This is a genomic window from Hathewaya massiliensis (genome assembly GCF_902143515.1).
GTDB lineage: Bacteria > Bacillota > Clostridia > Clostridiales > Clostridiaceae > Hathewaya > Hathewaya massiliensis.
On sequence record NZ_CABFVD010000001.1, the window covers coordinates 972563 to 998629 of the forward strand.

Annotated in this window: 27 protein-coding genes and 15 tRNA genes; 6 read left to right on the plus strand and 36 right to left on the minus strand. The window is 30.9% G+C overall.

Annotated features, from left to right (window positions below; genetic code table 11):
• The first annotated feature begins 28 nt into the window (after positions 1-28).
• Positions 29-1333 (plus strand): MFS transporter, encoded by a 1305-nt coding sequence (locus FNZ64_RS04450; protein ID WP_185903672.1) that lies wholly within the window; start codon positions 29-31, stop codon positions 1331-1333.
• Between the two features lie 194 nt (positions 1334-1527).
• Here FNZ64_RS04450 and FNZ64_RS04455 read toward each other — a convergent pair whose 3' ends face one another.
• The 13 genes from FNZ64_RS04455 to FNZ64_RS04515 all read right to left on the minus strand — a co-directional run bounded on the left by FNZ64_RS04455 (position 1528) and on the right by FNZ64_RS04515 (position 11867).
• A complete protein-coding gene (locus FNZ64_RS04455) occupies positions 1528-2523 on the minus strand; it encodes an acetyl-CoA carboxylase carboxyltransferase subunit alpha (RefSeq protein WP_423244926.1) in 996 nt (331 codons plus the stop codon).
• 52 nt (positions 2524-2575) lie between these two features.
• The gene (accD, locus tag FNZ64_RS04460; protein ID WP_142413644.1) at positions 2576-3448 is read right to left on the minus strand and encodes an acetyl-CoA carboxylase, carboxyltransferase subunit beta; all 873 of its coding nucleotides are present in this window, start codon (positions 3446-3448) and stop codon (positions 2576-2578) included.
• 26 nt (positions 3449-3474) lie between these two features.
• A complete protein-coding gene (locus FNZ64_RS04465) occupies positions 3475-4818 on the minus strand; it encodes an acetyl-CoA carboxylase biotin carboxylase subunit (RefSeq protein WP_142413645.1) in 1344 nt (447 codons plus the stop codon).
• A 2-nt stretch (positions 4819-4820) separates the two neighbouring features.
• On the minus strand, positions 4821-5246 hold the full coding sequence (gene fabZ, locus FNZ64_RS04470) for a 3-hydroxyacyl-ACP dehydratase FabZ (RefSeq protein ID WP_142413802.1): 426 nt from the start codon (positions 5244-5246) through the stop codon (positions 4821-4823).
• 9 nt (positions 5247-5255) lie between these two features.
• On the minus strand, positions 5256-5747 hold the full coding sequence (accB, locus tag FNZ64_RS04475) for an acetyl-CoA carboxylase biotin carboxyl carrier protein (protein WP_142413646.1): 492 nt from the start codon (positions 5745-5747) through the stop codon (positions 5256-5258).
• A 2-nt stretch (positions 5748-5749) separates the two neighbouring features.
• The gene (fabF, locus tag FNZ64_RS04480; RefSeq protein WP_142413647.1) at positions 5750-6991 is read right to left on the minus strand and encodes a beta-ketoacyl-ACP synthase II; all 1242 of its coding nucleotides are present in this window, start codon (positions 6989-6991) and stop codon (positions 5750-5752) included.
• A 17-nt stretch (positions 6992-7008) separates the two neighbouring features.
• Positions 7009-7749: a 3-oxoacyl-[acyl-carrier-protein] reductase gene (gene fabG, locus FNZ64_RS04485; RefSeq protein WP_142413648.1), complete on the minus strand. Its 741-nt coding sequence runs from the start codon at positions 7747-7749 to the stop codon at positions 7009-7011.
• 12 nt (positions 7750-7761) lie between these two features.
• Complete coding sequence (gene fabD, locus FNZ64_RS04490; protein ID WP_142413649.1) at positions 7762-8688, minus strand: ACP S-malonyltransferase; 927 nt, start codon at positions 8686-8688, stop codon at positions 7762-7764.
• Position 8689: 1 nt separating this feature from the next.
• Positions 8690-9628 carry an enoyl-[acyl-carrier-protein] reductase FabK gene (gene fabK / locus FNZ64_RS04495; protein WP_142413650.1) on the minus strand — a complete coding sequence of 313 codons (939 nt, stop codon included), beginning with the start codon at positions 9626-9628 and terminating at the stop codon, positions 8690-8692.
• Positions 9629-9658: 30 nt separating this feature from the next.
• Entirely contained in the window at positions 9659-9889 is a 231-nt protein-coding gene (acpP, locus tag FNZ64_RS04500) for an acyl carrier protein (protein ID WP_185903673.1), read from the minus strand.
• A gap of 64 nt (positions 9890-9953) precedes the next feature.
• Positions 9954-11012 (minus strand): beta-ketoacyl-ACP synthase III, encoded by a 1059-nt coding sequence (locus FNZ64_RS04505; protein WP_142413651.1) that lies wholly within the window; start codon positions 11010-11012, stop codon positions 9954-9956.
• 32 nt (positions 11013-11044) lie between these two features.
• Positions 11045-11491, minus strand: a complete 447-nt coding sequence (locus tag FNZ64_RS04510; protein WP_142413652.1) for a MarR family winged helix-turn-helix transcriptional regulator — start codon at positions 11489-11491, stop codon at positions 11045-11047.
• A 106-nt stretch (positions 11492-11597) separates the two neighbouring features.
• Positions 11598-11867, minus strand: a complete 270-nt coding sequence (locus FNZ64_RS04515) for a hypothetical protein (protein ID WP_142413653.1) — start codon at positions 11865-11867, stop codon at positions 11598-11600.
• A 268-nt stretch (positions 11868-12135) separates the two neighbouring features.
• On the opposite strand from FNZ64_RS04515, the gene FNZ64_RS04520 reads away from it, so the two are divergent.
• Positions 12136-13104 (plus strand): DnaD domain protein, encoded by a 969-nt coding sequence (locus FNZ64_RS04520; RefSeq protein WP_142413654.1) that lies wholly within the window; start codon positions 12136-12138, stop codon positions 13102-13104.
• Entirely contained in the window at positions 13097-14080 is a 984-nt protein-coding gene (locus FNZ64_RS04525; RefSeq protein WP_142413655.1) for an ATP-binding protein, read from the plus strand. The genes FNZ64_RS04520 and FNZ64_RS04525 overlap by 8 nt, the downstream gene beginning before the upstream one ends.
• 266 nt (positions 14081-14346) lie before the next feature.
• Here FNZ64_RS04525 and FNZ64_RS04530 read toward each other — a convergent pair.
• The 15 genes from FNZ64_RS04530 to FNZ64_RS04600 form a co-directional block, all read right to left on the minus strand.
• Positions 14347-14422: transfer RNA gene (locus FNZ64_RS04530), tRNA-Thr, on the minus strand.
• A 4-nt stretch (positions 14423-14426) separates the two neighbouring features.
• Positions 14427-14503 (minus strand) — tRNA-Asp (locus FNZ64_RS04535).
• A gap of 10 nt (positions 14504-14513) precedes the next feature.
• A tRNA-Val gene (locus FNZ64_RS04540) sits at positions 14514-14589 on the minus strand.
• A 7-nt stretch (positions 14590-14596) separates the two neighbouring features.
• A tRNA-Glu gene (locus FNZ64_RS04545) sits at positions 14597-14671 on the minus strand.
• A gap of 15 nt (positions 14672-14686) precedes the next feature.
• A tRNA-Ser gene (locus FNZ64_RS04550) sits at positions 14687-14762 on the minus strand.
• Positions 14763-14767: 5 nt separating this feature from the next.
• Positions 14768-14844 (minus strand) — tRNA-Asp (locus FNZ64_RS04555).
• A gap of 9 nt (positions 14845-14853) precedes the next feature.
• Positions 14854-14929, minus strand: a tRNA-Val gene (locus FNZ64_RS04560).
• 7 nt (positions 14930-14936) lie between these two features.
• Positions 14937-15011, minus strand: a tRNA-Glu gene (locus FNZ64_RS04565).
• A 15-nt stretch (positions 15012-15026) separates the two neighbouring features.
• Positions 15027-15102 (minus strand) — tRNA-Thr (locus FNZ64_RS04570).
• Between the two features lie 5 nt (positions 15103-15107).
• Positions 15108-15184 (minus strand) — tRNA-Asp (locus FNZ64_RS04575).
• Between the two features lie 10 nt (positions 15185-15194).
• Positions 15195-15270 (minus strand) — tRNA-Val (locus FNZ64_RS04580).
• Between the two features lie 7 nt (positions 15271-15277).
• Positions 15278-15352 (minus strand) — tRNA-Glu (locus FNZ64_RS04585).
• A gap of 84 nt (positions 15353-15436) precedes the next feature.
• Positions 15437-15513 (minus strand) — tRNA-Asp (locus FNZ64_RS04590).
• A gap of 7 nt (positions 15514-15520) precedes the next feature.
• Positions 15521-15596 (minus strand) — tRNA-Val (locus FNZ64_RS04595).
• 6 nt (positions 15597-15602) lie between these two features.
• Positions 15603-15677 (minus strand) — tRNA-Glu (locus FNZ64_RS04600).
• 417 nt (positions 15678-16094) lie between these two features.
• On the opposite strand from FNZ64_RS04600, the gene FNZ64_RS14875 reads away from it, so the two are divergent.
• Both FNZ64_RS14875 and FNZ64_RS04610 read left to right on the plus strand, forming a co-directional pair.
• Positions 16095-17348, plus strand: a complete 1254-nt coding sequence (locus FNZ64_RS14875; RefSeq protein WP_142413796.1) for a transposase — start codon at positions 16095-16097, stop codon at positions 17346-17348.
• A gap of 233 nt (positions 17349-17581) precedes the next feature.
• Positions 17582-18814, plus strand: a complete 1233-nt coding sequence (locus FNZ64_RS04610) for a BaiN/RdsA family NAD(P)/FAD-dependent oxidoreductase (RefSeq protein WP_142413656.1) — start codon at positions 17582-17584, stop codon at positions 18812-18814.
• A gap of 227 nt (positions 18815-19041) precedes the next feature.
• On the opposite strand, the gene FNZ64_RS04615 is transcribed toward FNZ64_RS04610, so the two are convergent.
• The 7 genes from FNZ64_RS04615 to FNZ64_RS04645 all read right to left on the minus strand — a co-directional run bounded on the left by FNZ64_RS04615 (position 19042) and on the right by FNZ64_RS04645 (position 24974).
• Positions 19042-19671 carry an ABC transporter ATP-binding protein gene (locus tag FNZ64_RS04615; RefSeq protein WP_142413657.1) on the minus strand — a complete coding sequence of 210 codons (630 nt, stop codon included), beginning with the start codon at positions 19669-19671 and terminating at the stop codon, positions 19042-19044.
• Positions 19672-19712: 41 nt separating this feature from the next.
• Entirely contained in the window at positions 19713-20393 is a 681-nt protein-coding gene (locus FNZ64_RS04620) for a hypothetical protein (RefSeq protein ID WP_142413658.1), read from the minus strand.
• On the minus strand, positions 20383-21081 hold the full coding sequence (locus tag FNZ64_RS04625) for a hypothetical protein (protein WP_142413659.1): 699 nt from the start codon (positions 21079-21081) through the stop codon (positions 20383-20385). The genes FNZ64_RS04620 and FNZ64_RS04625 overlap by 11 nt, the downstream gene beginning before the upstream one ends.
• 4 nt (positions 21082-21085) lie before the next feature.
• On the minus strand, positions 21086-21913 hold the full coding sequence (locus tag FNZ64_RS04630; RefSeq protein WP_142413660.1) for a hypothetical protein: 828 nt from the start codon (positions 21911-21913) through the stop codon (positions 21086-21088).
• A gap of 374 nt (positions 21914-22287) precedes the next feature.
• Positions 22288-23040, minus strand: coding sequence for an acyl-[acyl-carrier-protein] thioesterase (locus FNZ64_RS04635; protein ID WP_142413661.1), 753 nt, complete (start codon positions 23038-23040; stop codon positions 22288-22290).
• 257 nt (positions 23041-23297) lie between these two features.
• A complete protein-coding gene (locus tag FNZ64_RS04640) occupies positions 23298-23492 on the minus strand; it encodes a DUF1858 domain-containing protein (RefSeq protein WP_142413662.1) in 195 nt (64 codons plus the stop codon).
• A gap of 195 nt (positions 23493-23687) precedes the next feature.
• Positions 23688-24974, minus strand: coding sequence for an adenylosuccinate synthase (locus tag FNZ64_RS04645; protein WP_142413663.1), 1287 nt, complete (start codon positions 24972-24974; stop codon positions 23688-23690).
• A 332-nt stretch (positions 24975-25306) separates the two neighbouring features.
• Here FNZ64_RS04645 and pgsA point away from each other — a divergent pair, with 332 nt between their 5' ends.
• Entirely contained in the window at positions 25307-25840 is a 534-nt protein-coding gene (gene pgsA / locus FNZ64_RS04650; protein WP_142413664.1) for a CDP-diacylglycerol--glycerol-3-phosphate 3-phosphatidyltransferase, read from the plus strand.
• A gap of 12 nt (positions 25841-25852) precedes the next feature.
• Here the strand turns inward: pgsA and FNZ64_RS04655 are convergent, their stop codons facing one another.
• Positions 25853-26059, minus strand: a complete 207-nt coding sequence (locus FNZ64_RS04655) for a DUF3006 domain-containing protein (protein WP_243129186.1) — start codon at positions 26057-26059, stop codon at positions 25853-25855.
• Between the last annotated feature and the right edge of the window lie 8 nt (positions 26060-26067).

Consider the following 26067-nt stretch of genomic DNA (forward strand, 5'->3'; position numbering starts at 1 on the left):
ATTTAATTTTACAGGGGGAGTATTTTATATGATTAAAAAACAGGGAAAAACAATAACGGATGACATGGTAAATAAGACCATGCACTATAGGTATTTTATTTACATTATATTAGCCCTAGGGTATTTTTTCGTGTATTTTCACAGAACTTCTACTGCGGTAATGTCTGAAGACTTAATTAAAAGTTTTAAAATTGCACCAGCTACTTTAGGACTTTTAAGTTCAATGTATTTCTATCCTTATGCAGTGGCACAACTTCCAGCTGGAATCTTGGCTGACAAATGGGGTGCCCGTAAAACTGTTTCACTATTTGTAATAGTGGCTGGTATTGGTGCCTTATTATTTGGTATGGCTACAAGTTTTAATGTTGCTCTATTTGGTAGGGCCTTAGTTGGTTTTGGTGTTGCTTTTATCTATGTACCAATTATGAGAATACTAGCGGATTGGTTTAAAAAAGATGAATTTGCTACATATTCAGGGTTATTACTTGCTATTGGAAATGCTGGTTCCTTAGCTTCTGCTGCTCCTTTAGTATTTTTAATGGGTACTATTGGTTGGAGAAACTCTATGTACTCTGTTGGAGCTATTTCTATTTTAATTGGTATTCTAACCTATGTAATTGTTAGAAATAAACCTGAAGACATAGGCGGTGCTTCTATAGCTGCTATAGAAGGAAGAGAGGAAGTTAAAAATACAAATAAAAAAGCAAGTACTTTAGAAAATATTAAAGTAATAGTTAAAAACTATAACTTTTGGACTACAGTTGTTATGCTATCATTTATGTATGGTACTATTATGGGATTCCAAGGACTTTGGGCTAGCTCTTACTTAACTACAATCTACCATATGAGCAAAGTTGAAGCTGGAAACTTATTGAGTATAATTCCTATAGGTATGATAATAGGTTGTCCTCTATCTGGCTTTGTATCAGATAAGGTTATAAAATCAAAGAAAAAAGTTGTATTACTTGGATGTATTCTTTATACATTAACTTGGATACCTCTTTTATTTATGATAGATAGCATGAGCATAAACTTCTTAAGAATCTTATTATTCTTCTATGGACTGTTTGGAGGATTCTTTGTTGTAGTATATGCTAATTTAAAAGAAAATCTAAGTTTAGATATGGCAGCTACAGGTATCGGTCTTTTAAATACCTTCGTATTTTTATGTGGTGCCTTGTTCCAACAAATCATGGGTGCTATTATAGCTAAAAACACTAGTAATGGTGTAATTGCACTTACAGGCTTTAAAAACTCCTTTATCTTTTGTTTTGCTGCATTAATTATATGTATTTTATTCTTTGCAACTCAAAAAGAAAAGAAGAGAAATTAGAACTAAAGCATAATATATAAGAAAAGCTTTTAAGTAATACATCCTGGCCGTAAAAAAATAAGAAGACCATGTGTAAATAAGGAATAATAAAATGTACCGTAGAGTATATATTATAACCCTTATTTTATACATGGTTTTATTAATAAATTAATACTGTTATAACTTAGTAAATATTAATTTGCAGATCTCTGTTTTTACTCCGTAAACGCTCCTATTTTCCTAAATTTATAATATCGCTTTTTAAGTAACCCCTCTATGGGCTCTTTTAAAAGCCTAGGTAAACTTTCTTCTAAATGTTTTTTTAAAACAGATGCCATATTGTCTAAATCCTTATGGGCACCACCAAGAGGTTCTTTTATTATTCTATCTATAATTCCAAACTCACTTAAATCTTCTGCGGTTATTTTCATTGTTTCTGAAGCTTCTCTTGCCCTTTTAGCATCTTTAAACAAAATGCTTGCAAAGCCTTCTGGTGACAGTATGGAGTATATTGAATTTTGTAGCATCCAAACTTCATCTCCTACTGCTAAAGCTAAAGCTCCTCCACTTCCACCTTCTCCTATAACAATAGAGATTATTATGGTTTCTAAATCAGACATTTCTAAAAGGTTTCTTGCAATAGCTTCCCCTTGCCCTCTCTCTTCCGCTCCAATTCCACAAAATGCTCCTGGGGTATCTACAAAACATATTATGGGTCTTTTAAACTTTTCAGCTTGCTTCATAAGCCTTAAGGCTTTTCTATATCCTTCTGGATGGGGCATTCCAAAGTTTCTTTCTATATTTTCTTCTAAATTTCGCCCTTTTTGTTGCCCTATAATAGTTACAGGTATGCCATTAATTGTTGCTATTCCACCAACTATGGATAAATCCTCTCCGTATAATCTATCGCCATGAAATTCTATAAAGTTTGTAAATATCTTATTTATATAATCAAGAGCTGTAGGTCTTTCCACTAATCTTGCTATTTTCACTTTATCCCAAGGTTCTAAATTCTCATAAACTTCTCTTTCCATCTTTTCTAACTTTTTTTCTAATAAACTTATTTCACTTACCAAATCTATATTCTGTTCTAAGGAAATACTTTTCAAGTCTTTAATCTTCTCTTTTAAGTTGTAAATATTTTTTTCAAAATCTAGGTCTGACACAAATAGCACATCCTCTCTTTTAAGAGACATATTTGTAAGAATCATAGAAATTTATTAGGCATAAATACTAAAATATCTCTCACCGTATTAGATATGTTTAACAGCAATGAAGTTTTAATATAGAAGATAGCGTTTCTTTCATATCTTTTCTATGAACTATTTTATCTATAAATCCTTTTTTTAATAAAAACTCCGCACTTTGAAATTCTTTAGGCAGTTCTTGTTTTATTGTCTGTTCTATTACCCTTTTTCCTGCAAAGCCAATTAAGGCATTAGGTTCTGCTAAAATTATATCTCCTAGCATGGCAAAGCTTGCTGTAACCCCACCTGTAGTAGGATCTGTAAGTACAGTTATATATAATAGTCCTTCTTTAGAGTGCTTCTTAACCGCAGCGCTAACCTTTGCCATCTGCATTAAAGAATATATTCCCTCTTGCATTCTAGCTCCTCCAGATGCTGTAAATAAAACTACAGGTAACTTTTTATCAGTGCAAACTTCAAATAGTCTAGTTATTTTTTCACCTACTACAGAGCCCATACTTCCCATCATAAAATTGGAGTCCATAACCCCAAGTCCTACAGTACTTCCTTCTATATCTCCAATGCCTGTTACTACGGCTTCCTTTATCTTTGTAGTTTCCATTAGTCCTTCTATTTTCTCACTATATCCTGGGAAATTAAGAGGATTTTTAGTTGTCATATTACAATCTAATTCTTTAAATGTCCCTTTATCTAAGGTATAATGGATTCTCTCACTGCTATTTATTCTAAAGTGAGTTCCACATTCTTCACAAGTCATAAAAGCATCTTTTATATCTTTTTTATAAAGTATTCTTCCACAACTTTCGCACTTAACCCACATACCATTGGGTATATTAGGTTTACACTCTTCATTGTTAGGCTTTTTCTCTCCATTTTCTATAATTATAGTTGCATATCTATTTTTCTTAAAAATATTTTTAATTCCCATTTTATCACCACATAAAAAGATTTTAACTAAATGCCAAACTCTTTATTTATAAAACTTGTATCAAAGTTTCCTAACCTAAAATTCTCATTTCTTAGTATGGTATAATGAAAATCAATGTTTGTTTTTAATCCATCAATTATCAATTCCCCTAAGGCTCTCTCCATCTTGCTTATAGCTTCATCCCTAGTGTTTCCATGGACTATAAGTTTTCCTATCATAGAATCATAATAAGGGGGTATTTTATACCCTTGATAAATAGCACTGTCTAGTCTTATACCAATTCCACCAGGAAAGTGAACTATATTAATAGTTCCTGGGGAAGGCATAAAGTTACGTTCAGGATCCTCTGCGTTTATACGACATTCTATAGAGTGTCCTTTTATTTTTATGTCCTCTTGTTTTATGTCTAACTTTTCTCCACTAGCTATTTTAATTTGCTCTTTAACTAAGTCTATTCCTGTTACCATCTCTGTTATTGGATGTTCTACTTGAATTCTTGTATTCATCTCCATAAAATAAAAGTCACCCTTGTTATCTAATAAAAATTCAATAGTTCCTGCATTTTTATAACTAACAGCTTTAGCTCCAATAATCGCTGCTTCTCCCATTCTAGTCCTAAGCTCTTCCGTCATTATAGGACAAGGTGCTTCTTCTAATATTTTTTGGTTTCTTCTTTGTATTGAACAATCCCTTTCTCCTAAGTATATTATATTCCCGTAGTTATCACCTAAAAGTTGTATTTCAACATGACGAGGATTTTCTATAAACTTTTCTATATACATGCTATCGTCATCAAAGGCTGCTTTTGATTCTGTACTAGCTGTATCAAAGGCCTTTAAAAACTCTTTTTCTTCCCTTACTATCCTTATGCCTCTTCCACCACCACCAGCAGAGGCTTTTATCATTACAGGAAAACCTATTTCTTTTGCTACTTTTAAACCTTCTTCCCTGTGTTTTACAGCTCCTTTAGAGCCCTTAATTACAGGTACTCCATGTTTCTCCATGGTACTCTTTGCCTTTGACTTATTTCCCATAAGTTCTATGGTTTCAGCATCAGGCCCTATAAATACTATATTACATTCTTTGCACATCTGAGCAAACTTACTATTTTCAGACAAAAACCCGAAACCAGGGTGAATAGCTTCTGCACCTGTAAGCACCGCAGCACTAAGTATGTTTTTTATATTTAAATAACTCTCACTTGCTTTAGCAGGTCCTATGCAGACAGCTTCATCTGCAAGCTGAGTATGAATAGCTTCTTCATCAGCTTTCGAATAAACTGCTACTGTTCTTATGCCTAACTCTCTACAAGCCCTTATGACCCTAACAGCAATTTCTCCTCTATTTGCAATTAAAATCTTTTTAAACATAACTATTCCCCCACTGCAAAAGTAAGTTCTGCAATAGCCACCACTTCACCATCTACAGTAGCCTTAGCAGCTCCTATACCTAAAGGACCCTTTCTTTTTATTATTTCTATCTCTAAGTCTAATCTATCTCCTGGTATAACTTTTTTCTTAAATCTTGCCTTATTTATTCCTCCAAAATAAGCTATCTTGCCCTTAAATTCTTCCATACTTAAAAGAGCTACAGCACCAACCTGTGCTAGGGCTTCTATAATTAAAACTCCTGGCATTACAGGTTCTTCCGGAAAATGTCCTTGAAAAAAATAATCGTTTATGCTTACATTTTTATATCCTTTAGCACTTTTCCCAGGCTCTATCTCCTCTATTCTGTCAACAAGTATAAAAGGATATCTATGTGGAATAATCTTTTGAATTTCCTTTATATCCAAAATCCTCACTCCTTATTTTCTTATCTTAAATAAACTCTCTCCATATTGGACCATATCTTCATTGCTTACTAAAATCTCTTCTATTATGCCATCTACATCACTATTTATCTCATTCATAAGTTTCATAGCTTCTATTATGCAAAGTGTATCTCCTTTTTTCACCCTATCTCCAATCTTTACAAACCTCTCTCCTCCTGGTGTTCCTGAAGAATAAAAGGTTCCAACTATTGGTGAAGTAATAATGTGAAAATCCTCTTCATCTATTTTTTCTTTTATCTGCTCTTTTTCTAATACTTGAGACTTTTCCTCATTATTTAATATTTCTTGTTTTTCTATTAGGTCTTCTTTAATAAATTCTTCTCTTTCTACTGGGAGATTTTTAGCTATAATAGTTTTTGATTCTTTTCCCATTTTAATAAAAAGACCTTCTTTTTCTATTTCTAAGTAAGTTAATTTTGAATCACTTAAAACTTTAATAAGATTTTCTATCTCTTTATAATCCATATTTACTTACCTTCCCACCTTTTAAATAATAAAGTAGCATTATGCCCTCCAAAACCTAGAGAATTAGATAAAGCATATTTAAGCTCCATATCCCTTCCCTTTAAAGGAACATAATCTAAATCGCACTCTTCATCTTTCACTTTAAGACCTATGGTTGGATGAATAAACCCTTCTTCTAAGGATTTAATGCAAACTATAGCCTCTATTGCTCCTGCTGCTCCTAACAAATGCCCTGTCATAGACTTAGTTGAACTTACTGGTATTTTATATGCAAAATCACCAAAAAGCTTTTTTATAGCTCTCGTTTCAAACTTATCATTATACGGAGTACTAGTTCCATGAGCATTGATATAAGATATTTCTTCTTTATCTATATTTCCCTCTTTTATAGCAAGCTCCATACACTTTGCAGCACCTTCTCCCTCTGGACTTGGTGAAGTTATATGATAAGCATCACAGTTAGATCCATATCCTATGATTTCTCCGTAGATTTTAGCACCTCTTTTTATAGCATGCTCTAGTGATTCTAGTATTAATACCCCTGCACCTTCTCCCATTACAAATCCATTTCTCTCTTTATCAAAAGGTATTGATGCTCTCTCTTTCTCTTCAGTGGTATTTAAAGCTGTCATATTAGCAAAACCAGCTATGGAAAGTGGAGTTATAGATGCTTCTGCACCACCACATATCATAATATCTGAGTTGCCATGTTTTATTGCCCTAAAAGCTTCTCCTATGGAATTTGTTCCTGTAGCACAGGCTGTAACAATACTAGTACAAATACCCTTAGCCCCATACTTAATAGCTATATTGCCTGCTGCCATATTAGATATAATCATTGGTATAGTCATTGGAGATACTCTATTAGGCCCTTTATTTAAAAGCTTTTCATCTTCTTTTTCTATGGTTTCAATTCCACCAATGCCTGAGCTTACAATTACTCCAAATCTATCTCTATCTATGCTCTCTAAGTCTAAATTAGAATCCTTAATAGCTTCTTCTGCAGCTATTAAGGCAAGCTGGCAGTATCTGTCTATTCTCTTAGCTTCTCTTTTTTCTATATAATCTTCTATATTTAAATTTTTTATTTCAGCTGCTAAAGTAACTTTATGATTTTCTAATGAAAATCTAGTTATTTTATCTATTCCACATTTACCATTCTTTGCTGAACTCCAAAAATCCTTTAAGTTATTTCCTATAGGAGTTAAAGCTCCCATCCCAGTTACCACAACTCTATTAAGCATTTAAATACCACCTTTCTTTAAACTACCATACCACCATCTACATTTATCACTTGCCCTGTTATATAAGATGACTGCTGTGATGCTAGAAAAGCCACCATATTAGCTACATCTTCAGGTTCTCCCATTCTCTTTAATGGTATCTGACTATTTATATGTTCTTTTACCTTATCTGAAAGAACTTCTGTCATATCAGTTTTTATAAAACCTGGTGCTATGGCATTTACAGTTATTCCTCGACTACCAACTTCCTTTGCAAGGGATTTAGTTAAACCTATTACCCCTGCTTTAGAGGATGCATAGTTTAATTGTCCAGCATTACCTACAATACCAACAACAGAAGATATATTTATAATTCTGCCTTCCCTTTGTTTTAACATTATAGGCGTTATATGCTTTACAAAATTAAAAGTTCCCTTTAAATTAACATCTATAACCTTATCAAAATCCTCTTCACTCATTCTCATTAGAAGAGTATCCTTTGTGATTCCAGCATTATTAACTAAAATATCTATTCTTCCAAAATGATTTAAAGTGTCCTTCACCAATTTTTCTACGGAATTAAAATCTGATGAATCCACCTCAAAACCTAAAGCTTCTACATCTTTAGCTTTTATTTCTTTCAATGTTTCTTCTACTGATTCATTATATTTTCTATAGTTTATTACTATATTTGCCCCTAGACTAGCAAGCTTTAATGCTATAGCCCTGCCTATACCTCTGCTTCCACCTGTAATAATCGCAACCTTTCCCTTTAGCATAACAGCTCCTCCTTAAAGAGAACTTATAGTTTTTTCTAAGGTATCTAAATCCTCTATATTAAATATTTCTACTTTCCTATTTATTTTTTTTATAAATCCACTTAAAACCTTTGATGGTCCTATTTCAATAAAGGTATCTACACCCTTATTAATCATAGTCTCTATAGATTTCTCCCATAAAACAGGACTCATAACTTGTTTTTTTAGAGTTTCTACAAAATTTTCTTCTTCCATAACTTCCCCAGTAACATTAGTTATAATAGGTATATTAGGTTTATTAAACTTTACCTTATTAAGCTCTAATTCCAAATTATTTGCTGCTTCTTTTAACATAGCTGTATGAAAAGGACCACTAACTGAAAGTTCTACTGCTCTCATGGCTCCCATATCCTTAGCAATATTGCAAGCTTCCTTTATTGCAGCTACTTCTCCACCTAAAACAATTTGCTTTGGGCAATTTATATTTGATATAGCTATAAATCCTTTTGAACTTGCACCTTTAACTATTTCATCTACTCTTTCATAACTTAAGCCTATGATTGCAGCCATAGAGCCAATTCCCTTAGGTACTGCCTCCTCCATAAGTTTTCCTCTTTTTCTAACTAACAAAAGAGCCTCTTCAAAGCTTAAAGAACCAGATGCAACTAAGGCTGAATATTCTCCAAGACTTAATCCTGCTGTAATATAAGGTTTTATACCCTTTCCTTCAAGAGCTCTTAATATGGCAATGCTTACAGTAAGTATGGCTGGTTGTGTATTTTTTGTTTTATCAAGTTCCTCTTTAGGTCCATTAAAACAAAGCTCACTTACCTTAAAATCTAAAACCTCATCAGCAAAATCAAAAATAGCTTTAGATTCACTTATATGATCATATAATTCCTTGCCCATGCCTACATATTGAGAACCTTGCCCAGGAAATATAAAAGCTATTTTCCTCATATTAATCCTCCTTAAACCCATTTATAACTTCCCTAGCTTCCTTAAATATACCCTCTATTATTTCTTTACAACTCTCTTCTTTTTTTATTAAACCTGCTATTTGTCCTGCCATAATGGATCCACCATCTATATCTCCTTCTTTTACAGCTTTTCTCAAAGCACCTGCTCCTAATTTGTTAAACTCCTCTTCTGATATGCCTTCCTTCTCCAAAACCATAAACTTTCTAGATAGTTTATTTCTTAATACCCTAACAGGATGCCCTGTAAATCTACCAGTAACCACAGTATCTATATCCTTAGATTCTATTACTTTCTTTTTATAGTTTTCATGAACAGTACATTCCTTTGCCACTAAAAATCTAGTGCCTAATTGTACTCCACTAGCTCCAAGCATGAAGGCAGCTGCTACTCCTCTGCCATCACCTATACCGCCAGCTGCAATAACAGGAATATTAACAGCATCCATAACTTGAGGCACAAGTACCATAGTTGTAAGTTCCCCTATATGACCTCCAGCCTCACAGCCTTCAACTACTATGGCATCAGCCCCTGTTCTCTCCATCCTCTTAGCTAAGGCAACAGAAGCAACCACTGGAATAACTTTTATTCCATGAGCTTTCCACTTTTCTATATACTTACCTGGATTCCCTGCTCCTGTAGTAACTACTTTTACCCCTTCTTCGCAAACAAGTTCTGCAATCTCCTCTGCAAAGGGGCTTAAAAGCATTATGTTAACACCAAAAGGTTTATCTGTTATTTCTTTTGCTTTTCGTATTTCTTCCCTTACATATTCAACAGGAGCATTACCAGCTGCAATAATTCCAAGCCCTCCTGCATTTGAAACAGCAGCAGCAAGAGAACTATCTGCAACCCAAGCCATTCCCCCTTGTATTATGGGATATTTAATATCTAAAACCTCACATAGATTGTACCTACACATACTAAACCTCCATGTCTTAGGACATAAGTTTTATTTTTGTTTTTTTTCAATATAAGCTACAACTTCCCCTACAGTCTTTATATCTTCAATATCCTCATTTGGAATTTGAATTTCAAACTCTTCCTCTAAGGACATTACAATTTCAAAAATTTCAAGTGAATCTACACCTAAATCCTCAACTAATTTTGACTCCATTTTTATTTCATCTTCCTCAACACCTAATTGATCAACTATAACCTTTTTAACTTTTTCTAATATCATATTATTCCTCTCCTTCTACTTTTTTATATTTTACTTTGACTTTCAAAGTATTTTTTAAAAAAATTTATATTTTTAATAAGGCAGCTCCCCAAGTTAAGCCTGCTCCAAATCCCACAAGAATTATTTTATTATTATGCTTTATTAGATTCTTTTCATACATCTCATGGAGGGCTATGCCTATACTTGCACTAGAAGTATTGCCATATCTATCTAAATTTATATAAAACTTATTCATAGGAACAGATAATCTTTTAGCCACAGTTTCAATTATTCTATAATTTGCTTGATGGCAAACTATATAATCTATTTCATCGAAGGTTTCATTATTCCTAGATAATAAGTCTCTTATACATTCTTCTACCTTTGTTACTGCAAACTTAAAAACTTCTTTTCCATTCATCATAATCTTACTATTTATTTCAGCTTTATCCTTATGTAACTTATTATTCCCTTTATATAATTTACTATTTGCTTCAGTTTCTTCTTTATCTGATGTATCACTTATCTTAAGCTCATCCTTGATAAATGGAGTATAAAAATCCATGGCACCACAAGTTAATACCTTCGACTTACTGCCATCTGCCCCTAAAAGCACATCTAAAATTGATTCTTCCTCCCCTTGTGACAATACCATGGCAGCTGCACCATCTCCAAATAAAACACAAGTATTCCTATCCTCCCAATCTATAACTTTTGATAGAACCTCTGAACCTATTAATAATATATTTTTGTACATGCCACTATTAATGTAGGCCTTAGCAGAAGATAATGCATAAACAAATCCAGAACAGGCCGCTAAAATATCAAAAGCTGCTGCATTTTTAGCTCCAAGTAAATTTTGAACTTCACAAGCAGCAGATGGGAAAAAGGATTTACATGAAGAAGTGCTTACTAATATTAAGTCTAAATCTAATGGTGATAAATTTGCATTTTCTAGAGCATTTTTTCCTGCCCTATAGGCAAGTTCTACTATATCCTCGCCCTCACTAATACGTCTTTCTCTAATTCCAGTCCTTGAAACTATCCATTCATTGCTTGTATCCACCATATTTGATAACTCTTCATTAGTAAGTATTTTTTTAGGTACATACATTCCTGTGCCTAAAATTTTTGCCTTTTTCATAAACTCTCCTTCTTTCCTATCTATCTAAACAACTATAGATTGTAATTTTTTTTAAAGAAGTTATTTAATTTTTCTAAGGATCTTATAAGTATTTCTTCTTCCTCTTCAGTTAACCCCTCAATGGTAGCCTTTATCATATCTGAATGAAACTTTTGATGAACTCTATATGCTAATTTACCCTTTCTTGTAAGTTTTATTAAAACAACTCTTCTATCCATGTCACTTCTCATTCTTTCAACATAACCTTTTTTTACAAGATTATTTATAGCAATAGTTAAGGTTCCCATGGTTATTTTAAGTTCCGTTGCAATTTCACTCATGGTCTTGCTACCGTACATGTTAATGGCATCTATAGTGTGTATTTCTGTTATAGATAAATCCTTTAACTCGCCTTCTTTTATAGCATTTTGTTCTATTAATAATATTTGGTTAAAGTTTTCTACTAATAATTCATTTAATATATTAATGGACTTACTCAAAAATCATCACCACACTAACTTTGATATTCAAATACTTTGATAGTCAAAGTATAATAAATTATTTTAATATTGTCAATAAACTAATTGTAAACAAAAAGAAAACAGCCTATGCTAGCTGTTTGTCCTTTACCATATAATATGCCCCTTGTTTTTTAGCATCCGCTTTATCCGTTGTATTTTTAATAGTTGTAATACTAAAAACAGACATTCCTATGTATGAAACCCAAGTAAAGACAAGGAAAATGCAAAAAAACTTACCTAGTCCAAAAAAAGTCTTTTTATCCTTTGAAATTACTACTATAGAGAAAATTATAGCTATTATTGTACCAAAAAAACTCACATTATATAGAACATTAGACAAAATTTCCATAACCATATACCATTTCTCCTTACACTTTTCTATTCCTTAATTTAATTATCGTATATATCATTATTAAATTGATACTTGAATAACTTTTATACTATATATTCTTATTATAATAGATAATTAAGTATATGTTATTATACTGTATAAAACTTTAATTTACACTTGCATATTATTTCCAATAATTTGAAAAGTATCTCTATATAAGATATAATATATACTTATAGACTAATAAATAATTATACAATATAATAAAACAATTTAGAAGGGTTGAGGTTGAATGAATACCTTTGTATTTAGTAATAAAAATAATAAATTCACCTTTGTTAGCAATGTATTTATTGATAAGTATATGGCAAAAGCAAGAGGGGAATATGTGAAGATATATCTACTAGGCTTAAAATATATGACTAGCGGGGAATTTGGAGCTTCCTCTTCTATAATAGCAAGTAATTTAAATCTATTAGAATCTGACATTTTAAATGCTTGGAACTATTGGCATGAAGTAGGTGTAGTAAAGCTAATCCCCATGGACAACAGTGGTAATTATACCATAGAGTTTTTAGACTTAACTGTTTCTGAAGAAAATAATGAGATAAACTTATTAGAGGAGTTAGGTAATACTTCTATAAAAGAAATGCTTCAGGATATAGAAAAATTTTTAGGTCGTACCCTATCCTCTAAAGAAATGACTATGTATTTGAGTTGGCAAAAAGATTTTAATTTCTCTCCAGAACTAATATTATTACTTATACAGTACTGCGTATCAAAGGGGAAAACTGATTATAGATATATAGAAAAAATTGCAATAGCATGGCATGATAAAAATATCAGAAATATAGAAGATGCTCAAGGCTTTATAAAACAACATGAAGATAAATGGATAAAGATAAAAAAGGTTCTTACCTACTTAGGAATACAGAATAACGATGTTATGAAACCTCAGGAAGATCTTATTACAAAGTGGATAAACACATATAAATTCCCACTTGAAATCATCTATAGGGCTTGTGACATATGCTTTCAAAGAATAAATAAAGCTGATTTTAAATATATAGATGGAATCTTAAATAGTTGGTTCAAAGATGGCATAAAATCTCTTGAGGATATTGAAAAGAATAGAAAAAAATCTCCAAACTACCATAAAGGAAATACTGTCTCAAAAGGAAGTTTTGGCAACTATGAGCAAAGAAAATATGACTTTAATGAGTTAGAAAAAAAATTGCTAGGATGGGATAAAAATGATTAGGAAATATGAGGAGCAAATTTTAAATGTATATGATGCCCTTAGAAAAAACGCTGAAACTGAGCTTAAAAATAGGAAAAAAGAAATAGAAGCTAAACTACCAGAAGTACTAGAAATTGAAAAAAAGATTGCGAATTTATGTATTGAAGTTTCCATGAACACTTTAAAACAACTAGATAATAGAGAGCAGCATTTAAAAAGGTTAAAAGAAAACATTACAGACCTTAAAATGAGAAAATCAGAGTTACTTGTATCTCACGGTTACCCTATGGACTATTTAACCTTAAAATATAATTGCTGTAAGTGTAATGACACAGGTTTTGTAAATAACAGAAGATGTGATTGTTACAAGGCTCATTTAGCTAATATATATTATAAGAATTCAGAGTTAAAAGATATACTTATAAAAAATAACTTTGATAATTTTAATTTAGACTTATTTAGCAATATAAGATCCCCTAGAGAGCCAGAATCACCAAGAGAGAACATGATTAAAATATTGCAAAGAAGTAAAAACTTCTTAAACAATTTTTATAAAACTGGAGAAAACATGCTTTTTTATGGTGGTTCAGGTACTGGCAAGACCTATCTATCCTATTGCATAGCAAAAGAATTATTAGATAAAGGATACCTTGTAATATACAAAACTGCAGATGGTTTAATGAAAGATTTAAATGAAATTCGTTTTTCTGGAAATAAGCACTTAGAAGATTCTATTTTAGATTGTGACCTTTTAATAATAGATGACCTTGGAACTGAATACAAAACTGATATAAATAGATCTGAATTATTTAATCTAATAAATAAAAAATTATTAAAGAAGAAAAGCATGCTAATCTCTTCTAACTATCAACTAGAATATATTATGGAAAACTATTCAGAAAGAATAACTTCAAGACTTTTAGGTAACTTTACCCTATGTAAATTTTATGGGGAAGATATTAGAATAAATAAAAATTTAAACAAGATTGTAAAATAACTAATAAAATACCTCCTTTGATTTAAGAAATGATATCTAAGCTTTAGTTGAAGTAAAGATTTCTCTGAAGCTTAGAACCCTCTTTATCAAAGTGAGGTTTTTTAATACAATTTTTTAATAGAATTTTTTACAATATATAATTGTTTCAATGCATAAGTATATTTTTGTATATAAATATTTTAGCCCCTAAATGTTTTTATAAAGCATTTTAATACATAAGTATTTTTAAGAAATAAAAAAACTTCTAGAAATTATTCTAGAAGTTTTGGAGCTGGCAATAGGAATCGAACCTACAACCTGCTGATTACAAGTCAGCTGCTCTGCCAATTGAGCCATGCCAGCATAATGGCGACCCAGAAGGGACTCGAACCCTCGACCTCCGGCGTGACAGGCCGGCACTCTAACCAACTGAGCCACTGGGCCAATTTTAATATGGTGGGCACAACAGGGATCGAACCTGTGACCCTCTGCTTGTAAGGCAGATGCTCTCCCAGCTGAGCTATGCGCCCATATTAATGGTGACTCCTAGGGGAATCGAACCCCTGTTACCACCGTGAAAGGGTGGTGTCTTAACCGCTTGACCAAGGAGCCTTATTTTATTTTAAATGGAGCTGGCAATAGGAATCGAACCTACAACCTGCTGATTTCAAGTCAGCTGCTCTGCCAATTGAGCCATGCCAGCATAAATGGCGACCCAGAAGGGACTCGAACCCTCGACCTCCGGCGTGACAGGCCGGCACTCTAACCAACTGAGCCACTGGGCCATTTTAATATGGTGGGCACAACAGGGATCGAACCTGTGACCCTCTGCTTGTAAGGCAGATGCTCTCCCAGCTGAGCTATGCGCCCATATTAATGGTGACTCCTAGGGGAATCGAACCCCTGTTACCACCGTGAAAGGGTGGTGTCTTAACCGCTTGACCAAGGAGCCTTATTTTATTTTAAATGGAGCTGGCAATAGGAATCGAACCTACAACCTGCTGATTACAAGTCAGCTGCTCTGCCAATTGAGCCATGCCAGCATAAATGGCGACCCAGAAGGGACTCGAACCCTCGACCTCCGGCGTGACAGGCCGGCACTCTAACCAACTGAGCCACTGGGCCAATTTTAATATGGTGGGCACAACAGGGATCGAACCTGTGACCCTCTGCTTGTAAGGCAGATGCTCTCCCAGCTGAGCTATGCGCCCATATTAATGGTGACTCCTAGGGGAATCGAACCCCTGTTACCACCGTGAAAGGGTGGTGTCTTAACCGCTTGACCAAGGAGCCTTATTTTATTTTAAATACTTTAACATTTTAACATAAAATTTTAAAGTTTTCAATAACTTTTTTTAACTTATTAGATAAAATAGATGGCGACCCAGAAGGGACTCGAACCCTCGACCTCCGGCGTGACAGGCCGGCACTCTAACCAACTGAGCCACTGGGCCATTTTAATGGTGGGCACAACAGGGATCGAACCTGTGACCCTCTGCTTGTAAGGCAGATGCTCTCCCAGCTGAGCTATGCGCCCATATTATGGTGACTCCTAGGGGAATCGAACCCCTGTTACCACCGTGAAAGGGTGGTGTCTTAACCGCTTGACCAAGGAGCCTTATTTCCAGTTTCTCTTGGTTTAAATGTATCTAATAAATTAATGTAGTCAAATCAATTTATGAACCGATCCGACAAGGTATATCATACCGAAAAACTACTAATATGTCAACATGTTTTTTAAGTTTTTTATTATTTTTTTATTTTCTCCTAATTTACCCGATTCTATCAGCTATAATCCCCCTAACTTTACTACATTGTTCTCTAAGTTTATATTATGGTGTAAAATACAGAAGTTTAGCACTTAAAAAATTTTTAGGACGATAGTCCGTTGATTTATAATGTTTTATGAGTGAGTATTAATAAATGTGTTAATTCCGATTTTTACTGGAAATTATATAGAAAAAATTTGCATAATAAAAGCATCCCTTTTATAATAAGTTTTGCGAAAACAACAGATAAAAAGGATGCTGATAAAATGAACAAAAGTTATTTAAAACAAATGCTCACTTACTTCTCTAAGGTATACCATCTTGGAGAAAAAATCAATACCCTAAAAGATAAAAAAGTAAAATCTCCAGTAAAAGTTTCAACAATTACCTTTGTGGTATTATTTGGATTTATGCTTCAGATAAGGAGTTTCAACAGATTAGAACATTGGCTTAAAAAAGATAAATTTAAAAAAGTACTACCTAAAAAAACTAAAATGCCACGTATTGATGCCGTTAGGCGTTGTTTAAGTGATTTTGATTTAGATGGATTAAAAGAAATCCTTAAACATATAATAAAAACTACTGTAAAAAATAAGGTATTTAGAAATGGTACAATAGATAGCTTAAAAGTAGTTGCTATAGACGGTGTAGAACTATTTGAAAGTACTAAAAAATGCTGTGATAAATGTCTTACAAGAGTTGATAAAAATGGCTTAACTCATTATTTCCACAGATCAGTGATTTGTGCAACTGTAGGTTCTGACCATCATCTTATTTTAGGTCAAGAAATGCTTGAACCAAAACAAGACGGATCGGATAAAGATGAAGGTGAAATCACAGGAGGTAAAAGACTAATTAGAAGGCTTTATAAAGAGTATCATCATTTTGCAGATATTATAGTAGCTGATGCTTTATATTGTAAATCTACTTGGATAAAAGAAGTACTTTCATTAGGAATGAATGCAGTAGTACGAGTTAAAGATGACCGACTGCACATTGTAAAAGATGCATTAGCTTTATTTAAATGCCGTGAGGCAAATAAAGAATGGATAGTTCATAAGGGAAGCAAAAAGTATGTACAGATAAAAGCTTGGGATGAAGGTAATTTTGAAATGGCTGATTCAGAAGTAAAAGTAAGATTTATAAAATTTATAGAAGAAGTTCATACTGGAGATAAGGTACAATTTAAAGAGGCATGGATTATAACAACAGACAAATTTACGTCAGTAGAAACTCTATGGAAAATAATGCATAAAAGATGGGACATTGAAAACAATGTTTTTCATCAGTTAAAAACTGAGTGGCATTTAGATCATTGTTTTCTTCATAGCCCTACGGGCGTAGAAACAGTGGTAATGTTTTTAATACTAGCATTTAATTTGATGCAATTGTACTTTTTTAGGTGTATAAGATCCTTCAGAAAAAAACGAATGCTTCAAATAGATATTGTTGAGGATATAAGAGATGAGAGATTTACTATAGAAGATGACTGGATCAATCCACTATTTGTAAAAACTTAAATTTAAAATAAAATTGGAAATTATTTATTAAGATTTCGTGGGGTAGGGGTAAGTATATCTATTTTTGCGACCTATCGGTCTGCGGGCTTACCAGCCCTTTAAGTAATTGTAAAAAAATATAATTCCAGTAAAAATAAAAATTTCACTGGAATTTAGGTGCTAAATCTCTGTGTAAAATATATATACATTGTGTAAAATATATAATATATGCTTTAGGAAATTAGGAGGAAAAAATGGTGAAGGATTTGCTTATTATAGGTGGAGGAGCTTCTGGTCTTATAGCTTCTATTATAGCCAAGGATTTGGGCATAGATGTAGATATTTTAGAAGGCACCGATAGAGTTGGAAGAAAAATTTTAACTACAGGTAATGGAAGATGTAATATTACTAATAAATATGTAAACATAGATAGATATCACAGCAATAACAAAGATTTTGGCAAGGAAATCATAGAAAACTTTAGCACTGAAGATACAATTAACTTTTTTAAGTCTATAGGATTAAACCTGTGCACTTTAGAAGATGGTAAAATGTATCCTCTTTCCCTTCAAGCCTCTTCTGTTTTAGATATACTAAGACTTGCTATAGATGAAAGACAAATTCCTATACATACTAATTGTAAAGTTAAAAATATAGAAATTAAAAATAATATATTCTATATTCAAACAGAAGATGAAACCTTTAAAAGTAAGAAAGTTATACTATGTACTGGTGGAAAATCTTATGTGGGAACTGGTTCAGATGGAAGTGGCTATAACTTAGCTAAAAATCTAGGTCATTCTATGATTGAACCTATACCTTCCATAGTTCAGATAAAATTAAATCATAATAAATTAAAAGCCTTATCAGGAATTAAATTTGAAGGCTCTGCAGAAATATATGTAGATGGCACTCCTCTTAGAAAAGAGTATGGAGAAATTCTATTCACAGACTATGGAATATCTGGCCCTCCTATATTACAACTAAGCAGAATTGCTTCTCTTTATACAAAAGAAAAAAGAGATGTAATCCTTAAAGTAGATATGTTTCCTCATATGTCAAAAGAAACTCTAAAAGAATTCTTAGAAAATCACTTTGGAACCTTTGGATATAGAAGTGTGAATGACTCACTAATAGGAATTATAAATAAAAAATTAATTCCTATTATATTAAAAAGTTCTGGCATAGAAGATATTCATAAAGAAGCCTATGAATTAGACTGGATGGAAAAAGAAAACATCTTAGATAAATTAAAATCTTGGTCTTTTGAAGTTTCAGGTACCAATACCTTTAGAGAAGCCCAAGTTACTGCAGGTGGAATAGATACAAAAGAGATTAATCCTATAACCTTAGAATCGAAAATAGTTCCAGGACTTTTCTTTGCAGGTGAAATACTAGATGTTGATGGAGATTGTGGTGGTTTCAATCTTCAATGGGCATGGAGTTCTGGAACTATAGCAGCTAAAAATGCATTTAATAAAATTTAACTTTATAAAATATATTTACTCCATATATATAAATTAATAGCAGGCTATGATATATACTTTCATAGCCTGCTTTCATTTTTTATATTATTAAGACTAATAAGTTCCATCTATTTACTCAAATTTAAATAGAGACTTATTAGTTAAAATTATATACTTAGAAATACGTAGCCGTACACAAAGAAATTTATGTGTACGGCTCATAACAATTTACAATCTTTAAAATGCATTTAAACTTTTACTATCTTTTGATCAACAAATTCATATACCTCATCAGCTACTTCTTCTATATCATTTAAAATATGACTTGTAATTAAAATAATTTTATTTTCAGCTTTTAAACTTAAAATCATCTCTTTTACAATAACGCAGGACTTCTTGTCTAATCCATTGAATGGCTCATCAAATATAATAATATTAGGATTTTCCATAACAGCCTGTATTATTGCTAATTTTTGATACATGCCAAGAGAATAATCCTTAACTTTAGTATTAGAATCAGGATCTAACCCTAACCTTATCATATATTCCTTAATATGTTCAGAAGATATTTCTGATTTTATTGAAGCTAATAATTTTAAGTTCTCAAATCCTGTTAAGTCCTTGATAAAGTGTGCATTGTTATCCATATATCCTAGGTTTTCTAAATAATCTATATCCTTGTGTAAAATTTTATTATTACAAACAACTTGTCCCTCTGTATATTTCATTAATCCACTAATTGTTTTAAAGAAAATAGATTTTCCTACTCCATTAGGCCCAACAAATCCATAAATTTTACCATCTTCTAAATTTATATTCACATTTTCAAAAAGGACCTTTTTACTAAAAGCCTTTTTTAAATTTTTAATCTCAATCATCTTATTTCTCCTTTTTACTCTATATTATCTTATTTAAAATTTTATTGTTCTTTTAAAGAAAATATATATAATAAATTAAAACTAAGCAAGTATACAACTATGGCTATAATACAGGAAGAAAACTTAAAATCTAAGGTTAATTTAGTAATAGAAATCCAAGGTATTAAGGGAAAAATATTATTTAAATGAAGAAATAAAAATAAAATATATGCAATATTCTTGTTTAAATCATATACATGAGTGAAGTAATAAAAAAATACAATAAAAAGGAAAAATGATATATAAAGTAACTGAGTCATGAATAACTTTGTGTACCATAACTCTTCATATTTAAGTAACATACTTAAACTAATACTTAATAAGAAAATAAAAAGCATAAAAACAGTAATTGATACTATAATGCTCAAGGTTAATACTCTTTTTGTTTTCCTATTGTCATTTATCCTTAAAGCAAATTCTTTTAAGTTTGTAATATCTATTACTTCAACATAACTAAAAAATATAAGTATTATTAAACTTATAAAACCTGTATATAATGCAATGAAGACCGTTCCCTTATATTTCATCATAAACAAATATTCTAAGAACTCCATTCTCCCCATGTTGTTGCTATATGCAATCAAAAACATAAATAATAAAATTATTCCTTGAGCTAACAGCAACTTCTGCATTGTGTATTTAAAATTTTTAATTATTACTCCATAGAATCTTTTAAATTTCATGTTTATCTCCAGTCATAATATAAAAAATAAATATCCATATAAAAACTGTTAGACATACTAAAGGCAGCATATATATAAGATTTCCTAATAAAGAAATGTTAATATCTGCTATAGGTCTTATGATTGGTATTGAAGAAAAAACTACCATCTCGAGAATTTGAACTATTTCCAACATAATATACACAAAAAAACCAATTAAATAAACATTCTTCTTAAAAATTAAATTAAGCAGCAAAATAATAGATGCCTCTAGTAATAAAAATAAAAACCTTTTTATAAGTAATAAACCTAATACTCCTATAAGTATAACGTTTATTTCAATAGATTCCTTTAAGGAAATAATAGTAATAATGTTAGTTATTACTGCAAGTAAATTATAAAAAATAGCATAGCAAAATAGAACAACTATAAGGAATGAAACTTCTTTTTTTAACCAATTAGAATTATTCTGAAATCTAATTATGTAAACATCTCTGTAGTCAAAGGAATTACAAATTATAAATAAACCAAGAGGTATAAATAATAAGTCCTTCTCTAAGGTATTATTCAATACTTCAATAAAATTTATAATTTTTCCATCATTAGTATTCATAATTATCATAGATATTAACATTAATAAAATTATAAAAATCCAAATCCAGGTTTTTTTAATTAACATATGTTTTTTTTCTATATATAATTTATCCATTTAATTAACCTTCTCTGCTTCGTTTTGCATAGTGTATAGCTAGTAATAGTAAGGAAAATAAAAATAAACATAAATTAAAAACTAGGATATACTTATTATCAAGCAATGCTGCTGTATTAAAGGTATCAAATAATATTGAGTCATTGAAATTTGGAATTACCGCCCCAATGATAAAATCAATAATTGTAAGTGATATAATTGGTGATAGATATCTAAATATTCTTGATTTCATGAAATTTCCTAATGCATATGCATATATCCCATAATTTACTCCCGATATAATAAACACAGCCATTGTATAATAAACATACCCATTAGGATTCTGAACTGCTAGACTTTTAATAGAATTGTTAATAATAGTTATAGACGGTACTACCGGTGCAATCTCCTTACCCACTCCCTCTATAAACACTTTATTAGTTGTTGGAAAAACATTTAATAAAAGCCAATAAATAATTATAGGACTGGCTAAAATAACTGCTAATAATGCAGTCACCTTTAAAAAATTTTTTATGTAATATCCCTTAAATCCTTGTCTATAAATATAATAAATATCTGTTTGATTATAATAAGATTTTGCATATATGGTAGACGTAACAACTGGTATTATCAAAAACAGTATTAGATGGAAATTAGTAAAACTCCCATACCAAATATGATACTTACTGCTATAATATTGTTTAGATAAGATAAGCATATCCTTTGATATGTCTTGAGCTTTTGAAAAAACATGCCTCCATACCCCTTGATATGAAGATATTATTAATGTAATTAATAGTAATAAGATTATGCTCGTATATAGGATTATATTTTTTTTATTTAAAATTTTCAACCTAAATTCCCCCTCTTTTAATCCCCTAACTCTAACCTAATTTTATAATACTTTCCTTCTTTATTCAACAAAATGATAACATATAATGATTTAACTTTTAAATATATCCTTTTATCTCAATATTTTAATAATTTAATTTGCTTTTAAAAGCAATTTTTAACTTTCTTTAACTTATATATGTATTAACGTGAATTTATAGGAGAAAAGGGTTCATAAACTTTAAAATATATAGTAACTAAAAAACTTATAAAACAAAGCCTATATCTTAAATTACTTAGTAAATTAAAATATAGGCTAAAATTATTTTGTATATTTAATTATCTACGTATTTTTGTAGTACCATAACTTTAACATTTTATATTAGCTTGGCCCTACTATTTATACCAATAAGTTTTAGCTAAAGTAGTTTTATTCCCTTCCATATCTTCAACCTTATGCAGAAAAACCAATTTACCTTCTTCCTCTTCTATAATTTCTCCATATACATTTATGTCATTTCCATAGTTTACTTCCTTTTCATAGCTTATAATAAGCCTTGACATTGTATACTCTAATATAACTTCTAGAGGAATAGTTTCTATAACCCAGGAAATGTACTTTACGTTATTTACGTGCAAATTGGTATCTATATCGCTATACCTTACTGTAAAATGTTTTTTGTAGGTAAATTCTTTATCCGGTAACTTAAGTTTCTCTATTTTAAAAGGCTCTTCTTCTACACCTTCTAAGCCATATGGCTTTTTTATATCATCACTTACTTTTTTAAGTCTCTTTTTGTTTAAGTCTATTAAAAACCATATACTATTTCCAATAGCAATTACCTCTCCATTGGAATCTACAACTTCAAATCTTCTATATGCATAAAACTTTCTACATCCATAAGGCATGGTTCTTACTATAACCTTTTCGCCAAATAGTGGGTACCTCTTTATCTGTACATCCCACTTATAGAGAATCCATGCTATATTGTTTTCCTTTAAATATTCAAATCCTACACCTAACTTCTCAGATTGATCCATAGAACCATCTTCAAAATATTGCATTATAGTAGTAAATAAAGCTCTTTTCTTATAATCTATTTCATGATAATTGATTTCAAAACTTTTTTCTGTTACTATTGGTTTCATATTTCCCCACCCCTTAATAAAGTTGTTATCTAGGGGCATAGCCACTCTTTTTTCCCTCTTTGAAGAAAAGCAAAGAGTCCAAATCTTCGATTTGATAGGAATGATTTTCACAGAGTGCGATTGAAGCATTAGATTGGATAGCCCTCAGATAACTTTTAAAAAAATAGCACTAAATTTTAAAATAAACTTTAGTGCCATTCTTATTTAAGATAACTTCTAATTTTAATTTATTGTTGTAATTGTTATATTATCTAATATTATTGAACTTTATTATTTAAGGCTTCCATTAACTCATCTATGTTCATTCCATGAACCATAGCTGCCTCTTCTAAAGTTTCAGCTTGAGCTGAAGGACATCCAACACATCCCATACCAAAGCTCATTAAAACCTCAACTACTTCTGGGTATTGTCTTACTACTTCCCCTATAGTCATATCTTTGTTTATCTTCATATGAACCGCTCCTTTTTATAAAAGTTATATCAACAGAATTCTTCTCTATTATAACTCTTTTTAGTAATTTTTAGTACATATTTAGGAAATTTAAAAGAATTTTAAATATTTAAAATCAATCTCCTATAGATATATCATGGTGAACTCATTTTTCCTATAGGTATATCATAATAAACTCATTTATTTTTAAGACTATTAAATCTCTGAAACTCTTATAGTTTGGTCTCTCTTAGGTCCTACAGAAACTATTGAAACCTTTGTATCAGTAAATTCTTCAATTTTCTTTAAGTAAACTTTAGCGTTTTCAGGTAAATCCTCATAACTTCTTGCATTAGCTATGCTCTCATCCCATCCATTAAACTCTTCATATACGGGCTTACATTTAGCTAAATCTTCTAAGCTAGCTGGGAAATAATCTATTACTTTTCCCTCTAATTCGTACCCTACACATACTTTTATCTTATCTATACCTGCTAGGGTATCCATCTTTGTTATAGCAAAACTTGTAAGTCCACAAACTCTTGCAGTGGTCTTTAAAATTACAAGGTCTAACCAACCACATCTTCTAGCTCTTCCTGTAGTAACTCCATATTCATGTCCTACAGTTCTTATATGTTCTCCCATTTCATCATTTAGTTCTGTTGGGAATGGCCCTTTACCTACTCTTGTTGTATATGCTTTACCTATACCTATGGCATTAGTTATCATTGTAGGCCCTATTCCAGTTCCTGTGCATACTCCACCTGCTATGGTATTAGATGAAGTTACATATGGATATGTACCATAATCTATATCAAGAAGCATTCCTTGAGCTCCTTCAAATAATACTCTTTTATTTGATTTTATAGCATCATATATAGTAACTGATGTATCTCTAACATATGGTCTTATTCTCTCAGCAAACTCTAAATAATTATTATAAACTTCTTCAAGATTTATTTCTTCACCATTTAATACGTCTTTTATAATTTTATTTTTAAGTTCTAAGTTACTTTCTAACTTTTCTCTTAAAACTTCTTTATGAAGTAAATCACAAATTCTAATTCCACTTCTTTCAGCCTTATCTGTATAACATGGTCCTATTCCTTTTCCTGTGGTACCTATGTCATTTTTACCTCTCCATTTTTCCTTTAATCCATCTAAAATTTTATGGTAAGGCATAATAACCTGTGCCCTATCACTAATAGCAAGTCTATCTGGAGTTACTTCTATACCTAAATCTTTTAAATAATTTATTTCCGTAAATAAGGCTTCAGGGTCAATAACTACACCATTCCCTAATATATTAAGCTTGTTTTCATATAATATACCTGATGGTATTAAGTGTAACTTATATTCTTCCTCTCCAACAACTACAGTGTGTCCTGCATTATTTCCACCTTGAAATCTTACAACTACCTCTGCTTCTTCTGCTAAATAGTCAGTCATTTTCCCTTTTCCTTCGTCACCCCATTGGGCTCCAAGTACTATAAAAGCTGCCATTATGCATTCCTCTCTTTCGTACTAAAAATTATAGTAATCTTATTTATATATTTAATTATGTTCAATACTAAGTTATTTAATAACACAATTTTATATTATCAAATGCAAATTTAAATTTCAATAAAATATACGAATAATATTGTTTATTTTGTGTTAATTATTCGTTATTTAATCTTAAAAATATACTTTAACTTTAAAAATTAATATTAACTTTTTTCTAATTTTTATTATTTGTATTTTTTATATCCTATTTAATGTTATAATTCTCATGTATGAATTTCTTTTGTCATAAATCTTTTAATATATATTAATACCTTATAAGGAGGCAATCCGTGAATATACCTAATATTTTAACCTTAATAAGATTATTTTTAATTCCAATATTCGTATTGGTGTTTTTTACAAATGAATCACTGTTATATCCAATTATAATATTTATAATAGCTGGAATAACTGACGTGGCTGATGGTTACATAGCTAGAAAGTATAATAAAGTTACAAAAGCAGGAATTGTCCTAGACCCCATTGCAGATAAATTAATGCTTATTACAGTGCTTCTATGCTTAAGTTATAAAGATTTTGTTCCTTATTGGCTTCCCCTAGTTGTAATTATAAAAGAATTGATTATGATTACTGGTGGTGTATTACTTTACAATAAAGATTATACTGTTATCCCTGCTAATATCTTTGGGAAAATAGCTACTTCATTATTTTATGTATCAGTGTTTATTTTATATTTTAACAATAATCTAGGTGTATACTTTTTATATGGCTCTGTATTAGCAACCCTTATAGCATTTTTTACATATTTTTTTAATTATATAAAAATAAAAAACTCTAGAAAGAAAAAAATAAGACCCAGATAAAAAAATCTGGGTTTAATTCCACAACTCATCCATTAAATCTTTTATTTCTTTTTCCCTTTTCCTTGTGTCTTCTTTGTTTACTTTAACTTCTATGTCTAATACATCGCCTTCTCTTGCATCTTTTGGAATCATATCCTTAGGTAGATCAAAGGTTTTCCCCTCTTCTGTTTCTATAACAGCATAATCCTCTTCAAACCTATCTATTATATATTTCATCATATAATCAC

Bases quoted from the DNA above. Each gene is read 5' to 3' on its own strand.
- FNZ64_RS04450 (WP_185903672.1), top strand. From the start codon at position 29: ATGATTAAAAAACAGGGAAAAACAATAACGGATGACATGGTAAATAAG.
- FNZ64_RS04455 (WP_423244926.1), bottom strand. From the start codon at position 2,523: ATGATTCTTACAAATATGTCTCTTAAAAGAGAGGATGTGCTATTTGTG.
- accD (WP_142413644.1), bottom strand. From the start codon at position 3,448: ATGGGAATTAAAAATATTTTTAAGAAAAATAGATATGCAACTATAATT.
- FNZ64_RS04465 (WP_142413645.1), bottom strand. From the start codon at position 4,818: ATGTTTAAAAAGATTTTAATTGCAAATAGAGGAGAAATTGCTGTTAGG.
- accB (WP_142413646.1), bottom strand. From the start codon at position 5,747: ATGGATTATAAAGAGATAGAAAATCTTATTAAAGTTTTAAGTGATTCA.
- fabF (WP_142413647.1), bottom strand. From the start codon at position 6,991: ATGCTTAATAGAGTTGTGGTAACTGGGATGGGAGCTTTAACTCCTATA.
- fabG (WP_142413648.1), bottom strand. From the start codon at position 7,749: ATGCTAAAGGGAAAGGTTGCGATTATTACAGGTGGAAGCAGAGGTATA.
- fabD (WP_142413649.1), bottom strand. From the start codon at position 8,688: ATGAGGAAAATAGCTTTTATATTTCCTGGGCAAGGTTCTCAATATGTA.
- fabK (WP_142413650.1), bottom strand. From the start codon at position 9,628: ATGTGTAGGTACAATCTATGTGAGGTTTTAGATATTAAATATCCCATA.
- acpP (WP_185903673.1), bottom strand. From the start codon at position 9,889: ATGATATTAGAAAAAGTTAAAAAGGTTATAGTTGATCAATTAGGTGTT.
- FNZ64_RS04505 (WP_142413651.1), bottom strand. From the start codon at position 11,012: ATGAAAAAGGCAAAAATTTTAGGCACAGGAATGTATGTACCTAAAAAA.
- FNZ64_RS04515 (WP_142413653.1), bottom strand. From the start codon at position 11,867: ATGGTTATGGAAATTTTGTCTAATGTTCTATATAATGTGAGTTTTTTT.
- FNZ64_RS04520 (WP_142413654.1), top strand. From the start codon at position 12,136: ATGAATACCTTTGTATTTAGTAATAAAAATAATAAATTCACCTTTGTT.
- FNZ64_RS04525 (WP_142413655.1), top strand. From the start codon at position 13,097: ATGATTAGGAAATATGAGGAGCAAATTTTAAATGTATATGATGCCCTT.
- FNZ64_RS14875 (WP_142413796.1), top strand. From the start codon at position 16,095: ATGAACAAAAGTTATTTAAAACAAATGCTCACTTACTTCTCTAAGGTA.
- FNZ64_RS04610 (WP_142413656.1), top strand. From the start codon at position 17,582: ATGGTGAAGGATTTGCTTATTATAGGTGGAGGAGCTTCTGGTCTTATA.
- FNZ64_RS04615 (WP_142413657.1), bottom strand. From the start codon at position 19,671: ATGATTGAGATTAAAAATTTAAAAAAGGCTTTTAGTAAAAAGGTCCTT.
- FNZ64_RS04620 (WP_142413658.1), bottom strand. From the start codon at position 20,393: ATGAAATTTAAAAGATTCTATGGAGTAATAATTAAAAATTTTAAATAC.
- FNZ64_RS04625 (WP_142413659.1), bottom strand. From the start codon at position 21,081: ATGGATAAATTATATATAGAAAAAAAACATATGTTAATTAAAAAAACC.
- FNZ64_RS04635 (WP_142413661.1), bottom strand. From the start codon at position 23,040: ATGAAACCAATAGTAACAGAAAAAAGTTTTGAAATCAATTATCATGAA.
- FNZ64_RS04640 (WP_142413662.1), bottom strand. From the start codon at position 23,492: ATGAAGATAAACAAAGATATGACTATAGGGGAAGTAGTAAGACAATAC.
- FNZ64_RS04645 (WP_142413663.1), bottom strand. From the start codon at position 24,974: ATGGCAGCTTTTATAGTACTTGGAGCCCAATGGGGTGACGAAGGAAAA.
- FNZ64_RS04655 (WP_243129186.1), bottom strand. From the start codon at position 26,059: ATGATGAAATATATAATAGATAGGTTTGAAGAGGATTATGCTGTTATA.